Origin of the sequence: Shewanella chilikensis, assembly GCF_002836945.1 — a bacterium.
Taxonomy (GTDB): Bacteria; Pseudomonadota; Gammaproteobacteria; order Enterobacterales; family Shewanellaceae; genus Shewanella; species Shewanella chilikensis.
On the sequence record NZ_NIJM01000088.1, the window covers coordinates 1 to 6980 of the forward strand.

The 6980-nt window shown below is 47.2% G+C and carries 7 protein-coding genes and 1 pseudogene; 4 read left to right on the forward strand and 4 right to left on the reverse strand.

Annotated elements, in window-relative coordinates; genetic code table 11:
- The first annotated feature begins 17 nt into the window (after positions 1–17).
- Positions 18–1685: an IS66-like element ISSpu21 family transposase gene (locus tag CX651_RS19400; RefSeq protein WP_101057747.1), complete on the forward strand. Its 1668-nt coding sequence runs from the start codon at positions 18–20 to the stop codon at positions 1683–1685.
- Positions 1686–1703: 18 nt separating this feature from the next.
- Positions 1704–1967 carry a transposase gene (locus tag CX651_RS19405; RefSeq protein WP_101057749.1) on the forward strand — a complete coding sequence of 88 codons (264 nt, stop codon included), beginning with the start codon at positions 1704–1706 and terminating at the stop codon, positions 1965–1967.
- Positions 1968–2154: 187 nt separating this feature from the next.
- On the opposite strand, the gene CX651_RS19410 is transcribed toward CX651_RS19405, so the two are convergent.
- Together CX651_RS19410 and CX651_RS19415 are read right to left on the reverse strand one after the other, a co-directional pair.
- Positions 2155–2475, reverse strand: coding sequence for a ribbon-helix-helix domain-containing protein (locus CX651_RS19410; protein WP_054745756.1), 321 nt, complete (start codon positions 2473–2475; stop codon positions 2155–2157).
- A gap of 76 nt (positions 2476–2551) precedes the next feature.
- Positions 2552–3109 carry a DJ-1/PfpI family protein gene (locus CX651_RS19415; protein WP_028781593.1) on the reverse strand — a complete coding sequence of 186 codons (558 nt, stop codon included), beginning with the start codon at positions 3107–3109 and terminating at the stop codon, positions 2552–2554.
- A gap of 295 nt (positions 3110–3404) precedes the next feature.
- On the opposite strand from CX651_RS19415, the gene CX651_RS19420 reads away from it, so the two are divergent.
- The gene (locus CX651_RS19420) at positions 3405–4037 is read left to right on the forward strand and encodes a DUF2913 family protein (protein ID WP_101057751.1); all 633 of its coding nucleotides are present in this window, start codon (positions 3405–3407) and stop codon (positions 4035–4037) included.
- 606 nt (positions 4038–4643) lie between these two features.
- Positions 4644–4775 (forward strand): annotated as a pseudogene (locus CX651_RS20395) (transposase); the annotation flags it as partial.
- A gap of 364 nt (positions 4776–5139) precedes the next feature.
- Here CX651_RS20395 and CX651_RS19430 read toward each other — a convergent pair.
- Together CX651_RS19430 and CX651_RS19435 are read right to left on the reverse strand one after the other, a co-directional pair.
- Positions 5140–5598: a hypothetical protein gene (locus CX651_RS19430; protein WP_101057753.1), complete on the reverse strand. Its 459-nt coding sequence runs from the start codon at positions 5596–5598 to the stop codon at positions 5140–5142.
- A 126-nt stretch (positions 5599–5724) separates the two neighbouring features.
- Positions 5725–6891: an HNH endonuclease gene (locus CX651_RS19435; RefSeq protein ID WP_101057755.1), complete on the reverse strand. Its 1167-nt coding sequence runs from the start codon at positions 6889–6891 to the stop codon at positions 5725–5727.
- Positions 6892–6980 lie beyond the last annotated feature (89 nt).

The window sequence follows — 6980 nt, forward strand, 5'->3', positions numbered from 1 at the left end:
TCTGTATAATTGACGCTATGAAAATCAAGCCTTCATCCTCATCCAACGTGGCAGCGGACGCCGAGACACGGGTTAATTTGACCAGTGAAATCGCGCGCCTGCAGAGTTTGTTGCAACAGGCTTCTGCAGAGAATCAGGCCTGGTCAGAAAAGTACGGCAAGCTGGAAACTGAGCATGCGTCATTGCGCGAAACCTTCGCAGGCATTCAGCAACGCTTAGCCTGGTTTGAGAAGCAGTTGTTTGGTCAGAAGTCAGAAAAGCGCGCCTTGGAATTGGGTATGCAGTTAAGCTTACTGGGCGATATGGTGCCAGCACTGGCCCAACCCGAAGGTGAAACCGAATATACCACCTACACCCGCAGAAAAGGCAAACAGCGCCCGGATGATTGCGTTAATGACAGTGGTTTGCGATTTAACGATAACGTACCGGTGAAAGTGATTACGCTGATACCAGACGAGTTAAAAGGGGAAGATGCCGACCAGTATGAAGTGATTGGCGTAAAAAGCACCTTCCGCTTAGCACAGCGCCCAGCGAGCTTCGACGTGCTGCGCTATGACCGGCAAATCATCAAACACAAAGACAGCGACACTATCCTGCCAAGCGCAGCGCCGTTCAATGTGCTGGATAAAAGCGTGGCGGATGTGAGCTTTATCGTCGGCATGTTGGTGGATAAATTCCAATACCACTTGCCGCTGTATCGCCAACACCAGCGCTTAGCCGCAGCGGGCATTACTTTAAGCCGCAGCACACTGGGCACCATCGTGGCACGCGGTATTGATTTACTCTATCCGATTGTGGATGCGATGCTGACCAGCATCTTACAAAGCCAGGTGCTGGCAATGGACGAGACGCCGATTAAAGCAGGCAAAGCAGGCCCGGGCAAAATGAAGCAAAGTTACTTCTGGCCGGTGTATGGTGATAAGGATGAAATTGTTTTTACCTTCTCCACCAGCCGCGGGCGGCAACATATAGAAGAGATATTAAAACATCGCTTTAAAGGGACTTTATTAAGCGATGGCTACAGCGCCTATGCCAGTTATATAAAAGCGAATGAGGGCTTAACCCATGCCCAGTGCTGGGTGCACAGTCGCCGGCAATTTATTGCAGCCGAAAACAGCTGGCCACAACCGGCCAAAGAAGCGATAAGCCTAATCGCCAAGCTGTATGAGATAGAAGAGACTATCCGAAACCAAAAGCTCACGGATGACAAAAAACGCCAATACCGGCTTGCGCACAGCAAACCGGTGGTTGACCGCTTCTTTACGTGGTGTGATGACACCCTGCATAACCTGACGCTGCTGCCAAAAGACCCCCTCTACAAAGCGATTGGCTATGTACAAAGCAAAGAAATGGCACTGCGTGTCTTCTTAGAAGACCCCGATGTGCCGCTGGATACAAACCATCTGGAGCGGGCGCTCAGGCCCATACCCATGGGGAGAAAAAATTGGTTGTTCTGTTGGACAGAAATCGGTGCTGAGCATGTTGGCGTTATCCAAAGCCTGATAGTCACTTGTCGATTGCATGATATCAATGTAAACGATTATCTGACCGATGTACTGCTACGTATCAGCCAACACCCTGCCAGCCTGGTACATGAACTGACGCCACGGTATTGGAAAACCCAGTTCGCCGATAATCCACTGCGTTCAGACCTCTTTGCTTTACCCGCCACTTCGGTAGAATAGCCTCCAGACGGAGGCGATATGCGCATAGAAGACCTAACCTTAGACGAATTACATGCCCTGAACGAGCTAATCTGCAAGCGGATAGACTACTTACGTTTGCAAAACGACATCAATGTTCTAAGCCAGCTACGTTTAGGCCAAAAAGTCCACTTCAAGGCCAAAGAAGGCCAAGTGTTCGGCGTGGTTATCAAAATCAACAAGAAATCAGTGATGGTGGTCAGCGATGATAACCGCCAGTGGAAAATCCCACCAGGACTGGTGCAGATCATGAAAGACATCTAGCCAGGATGCTTGGCCGAAATCTATAAGGCGTCAATACGTCCTAAAATGGACGCTTACGGCTCCAGCGGCATCAAGCCCAAGAAGCTCAAATGAGCCGCCCCGCTTAACGGGCTTTTGCTCCTATGTTGAACCATTAAAAAGCCGCGCACTGCGCGGCTTTTGGCTAGTTGAGTTTTAGCTGGATTTATCACTGGCTGGAAACACTTGCATTCTCAGCGGCAAAGCTTGCTCCCCTAAGAGACAAGCGCTCACCGCGATTGAGATAGGTGGTGCAAGCCACCCGCAGCAAGGATGCAAAATTGCTGACTCGCCCTTCCTTGCAGCAGGCCTCTTGGTGGATACGGCTGAGGCACTCACCGAGACTCAACCCCGCCTCGGCAGCGATATCCTCCAGCAACTGCCAAAAAATCGCTTCCAGGCGAATACTGGTGACGACGCCACCCAAACGCACCGAGCGGGTTTTCAACTCAAACAAGGCGGGAGCCGCCCCGGAATAGATTTCACACATAGCATCTCCGGCCAAGTGAAAGACCCGTTTAGATGACCTTTTCCGTCAGAGCGGACAAGGCCCTGGGCAGTGGAATTCAGAGCAAGGCATGGAACTGCGCCAACCACTGAGGATGGGCAGGCCAAGCCGGCGCTGTAACCAACTTGCCGTCAGTAATCGCTTCTGTCACCTCGATATCGGCATATTCACCACCGGCTTGGCGTACTTCGGGGGCACAGGCGGGATAAGCCGATACCTTCTTGCCCTGCACCACTCCGGCGGCGGTCAGCAGTTGCGCCCCATGGCAGACGGCGGCAATCGGCTTATCCGCCTTGGCAAAAGCCCTCACCAGCTCAAGCACTTCATCATAGAGGCGCAGATACTCAGGTGCTCGGCCGCCGGGGATCAGCAGCGCATCAAAGTCATCGGCACTTATCTGTTCAAAGTCACCGTTGAGAACGAAATTGTGCCCAGGTTTTTCACTGTAGGTTTGATCGCCTTCAAAATCATGAATAGCCGTCCTGACAGTATCACCGGCCTCTTTTTCAGGGCACACGGCAGTCACCTTATGGCCCACCATCTGCAGCGCCTGAAACGGCACCATAATTTCATAGTCTTCCACATAATCACCGGCAAGGATCAATACGTTAGCCATTGTCTTCTCCTGTTATTCCATCGACTCACCATCAGATTCATCTTAACCAAGCCCATAGAGGCAGAGGTAACAACCGGCTACTACCTCACTCTGTTCATTAAACAACCCAGTTGCCCGGCAGACAAGAGATATCCTTGAGATTGAAAAATTTACAGTAAGATAGCTGCGAAGACAGATCGGATAACTGTCTTACTGATAACCATTGTGGTGGTTTTTCTTTGTCTACCTGATATTGATAACTGCAGCATAGGGTATACTCAGCGCCCCATCCATATCTCTTACACGCGGAAAAACAATGACAGAACAAAGCTACAATCAGGCCTTGCTGGCATTAACCCAAGCCGGCCTCGCTGCTTTGGCGGAACGTAACCATGCTGCCGGCAGCATCAAGACCCCGGCAGCGGAAAGTCATTTTCTCTGCAACTGGATGGTGCAGTCACTAAAAGAGAAGCGTTTCTCAAAGTTAGTAGCAGAAGATCTCACTCGCTGGATAAGAGAGGGCCGAAGCCTGGGGGCCGGTGCCAAGTTACCCGAGGTGCTTCAACGTATCCAGGCGCAGTATCTGCCAGCCATCAATAATGCCGCAGTGGGGCAATCGCTCCAGAACCTGATTGCCGAGCTCCAAGCCGAAGGCTGGCTCGTCATCCTCGACTGTGAAGTAAGCGGTAAACTCAAATTAGACAGCCAGGGGCAAAACAGCTTGGTGATCTCCGCCGAGCAGTATCAGCAGCATCTGCTCGATGGCAAATTGATAAAACCCATCACCCTTTACATCCGCGCCGACGAGCAGTTGATTGCCCAGTTTGCTGTCAAACATGCGCTTCTATTCAGCCAGGGGGATAAGAAAGCCAGTTGCATCAAGCACCATAAGGCTTATCGACTCTATCCTGATAACCAACAGCCCGCATTGGCATTGCTCAAGGCTTAACTTTCAGCATTGGAAATGACCTTGGAAGTGGCACTGGCGAACACTCTCACCGCCTGAGCTATTTCCCGGTTTCTCAATCCCCCGGCCAAGTTCGCTGAATCCACTTTGCGTTCAATGATGGGGGAAAGGTCAAAGGGTTGCGGCTTTCGGCCGCTGACACAGCGGCTAGCCTGGCTTTCAGCTAAAAGTTCCTAAGTTAGTATTGGCGAGCTTCCGGCCACTGTGTAGTCAATCACCTGCGGTGCGGATGGGCCGGAAGCCCGATAACGGCCCTTTCGCACAGGCGATCCTGTGACTCGCTATGAACCCATCCTTGGGCGCTCGACGAAAACATCTGACCTACAAGGACGTAGGAAATGCCGAATTTGTCGGGAACAAAATTCGGCCCTGTTTTCGACGGTCACAGTTCCGCCTGTACCTGGGAAATAGGTGTATGTCTGCTGACACTTCAGATATTTCAAGCTACTCACAGCTAATAATGGGTGTCTTTGTTGTTTTTACGGGCAACGGTCATAACTAACCTCGACTGAGCTTTGATGGGTATTTCAAAGCCTAGCCAAAGCTGTGTAAAGCATCAAAAAGGTATGGCTGTCCTATCTTTCTTGCAAGTTGACGACTGATTTTAGCCGTCTATTCAAAGGGCCGGTTGGTACACTGGAATCTCTTACCGACTACTGTACTCACTTACAGCGACGACGAAGGCAAGGGGCCGCTAATTGTCAGAAGTTGTTTAGCTGAATCCCCGAGGCTCCAAGATATTCATCTCCAATCGAACTTTGTTCGACCGACATCGTGTCTGAAATTTGACTTTTGCGCTCATTTCAATAACTGAATGGCCCTCAAAAGGCTTGAAAGATAATTTTCTCCCAGTGAAAACATCAGTGTTTCTGTAATCCAGGCAACTAGAACCTTCACTCAGCTAATGCTGGGTGTCTTTGTTGTGTTAGGGTGTCTTTGTTGTGCTTCGCTAATGCTGGGTGTCTTTGTTGTGCTAACGTTTCCTAAAAGATAGCTAACGATTTGCTAACCAACGCCGACACAGAGGCCAGAATAAAGCCGCATTACTTTACGGCGTCTGGTTGAGCTGATGGTTATGTTTTGCCTACCTATTTAATTCAATATACGACTGCACCTGATCCTCAATTAACGTCTTTTGCATTGAAAAATTGTATGGGTATCTTGATGATATTTTGCTTTTAATTCTGCTTAATACATCCCTTGGTATTGAAGATGGAGAATAGCTTTGCAAATACTCATATGATTGCACTTGATCTTGAATGAGTGTTTTTTGCATAGAAAAATTATAAGGGTATCGAGACTCCACCGATTTTTTTATTTCTTTAAATATGGGTGCAGGTACACTTTTTGGCGCGTAGGCTTGCAAAAACTCGTAGGACTGCACTTGATCATTAATTAATGTCTTTTGCATCGAATAGTTATCCGGGTATCTTGATTCTATTGATGCTCTTACTTTCGCCAATATATCCGCAGGCATGGCGACTACATTTGCGGCCGCACCAAAGGCAAGCATAATTACCAAAACCAATAACAACCTTTTCATTAGAACCTCCTTATAAGATCGCTTCTAAAACATAACGCTGCATTAAGGTGTGAGCGGCGCTTGGCTATACTTGAGCGAAGCGAAACTGCCAAGCGTTGCGAATCACTCTTAAATGCTTTGTTATATTTATTTTTTCATACGTTTGAGTTGTTCAATTGATACTTCTTGAGTCACAGTTCCTCGAAACATTTGAGCTTTAACATGCCCTACAATTGTTTCAACAAATTCTCCCAGATTCTCTTCCGTCAAATCCTCAAAATTTTGCTTAGCAAAAGCTTCCTCAATTGCTTGTTCAGTTGTTCTGGCAATAGCTGCTTTTTGCTGACCTTTGAAAACAGCTGACATTAACAAGTTTATGGCTTGCTCAAATTTTTCAGAGTCATTCCCCATGTTTGAAGCTAGTTCATTAATCGATACTGGTAAGCTTTCCAAATCGAAATCAAGAGTCTCACCGCTTACTGGATCAACTTGATGACATTTTTTAATTTCACCACCACTCCAAGTTTCAGTCAGTTTTGCACTGAACTGTAAGTACCCAAACAGCCGTAAACCACAAAATACGACTCCTGTTTTTGGATCAGCGAATACAAAAATTAGATGTGAAATTTCATTATCCAGTTCAGTCTTAGGGTATTCTGAAACATAATCATGAGTAACCTGCAGTTCTTGGTTACTGTCACCTTTAATATACGCAATGGCTTCATCAAATGAACCATCACGAAGTCTAGAGTGGTGACAAAGCGTAGCTAGGTAAGTAAGCATCATTTTTGTAATAGAACGAAAGAATGGTTCGCCGCCTAACTTCAATGTTCCGTGTACTTTTGGTATATCATAATCAGACACAAGTCTAATGTTTGCATCCTTCAAATCATCGATAGACTTACCATGCTTTTTAGCAAATGCTTCAACCAACCTGATAGCTTCCTCAGGACTTCTTGCGACGATACTTCCCTGAACTGAGTTTTCATCAATCTCATTCGACTCAAATTTTACTTTAGAAAAATGTGGAAGCCCGCCAGGCTTTAGCTCAAATTCTAGGTCGGACATGACACCTGCATTTTTGATCGTCTTAGGTGCTTTTTTTCGTCCTGTTTTGATGTTGGCAAAGTTAGAAATAAACGCAAATTCTTCGGAAACTACTTTATCAATGTCGTCTCCAAGAGAGTTATTACACTTTTGACAACAAATATTTCTAGATGCTTTTTTTCCACCCAAAGAAGATAAGATCGCATGCTCCTCAGAACCCTTTCCTTCTTTGAATTTTTCTGTCGAACAATAGATACAACTAATCATGACTACCTTCTATAAATATAACAGCTGTATACTGCGCATGCGCGTTTTAGTCCTCGGAGGAGTGTAAACGCGCATCGCTATCTGTTTGT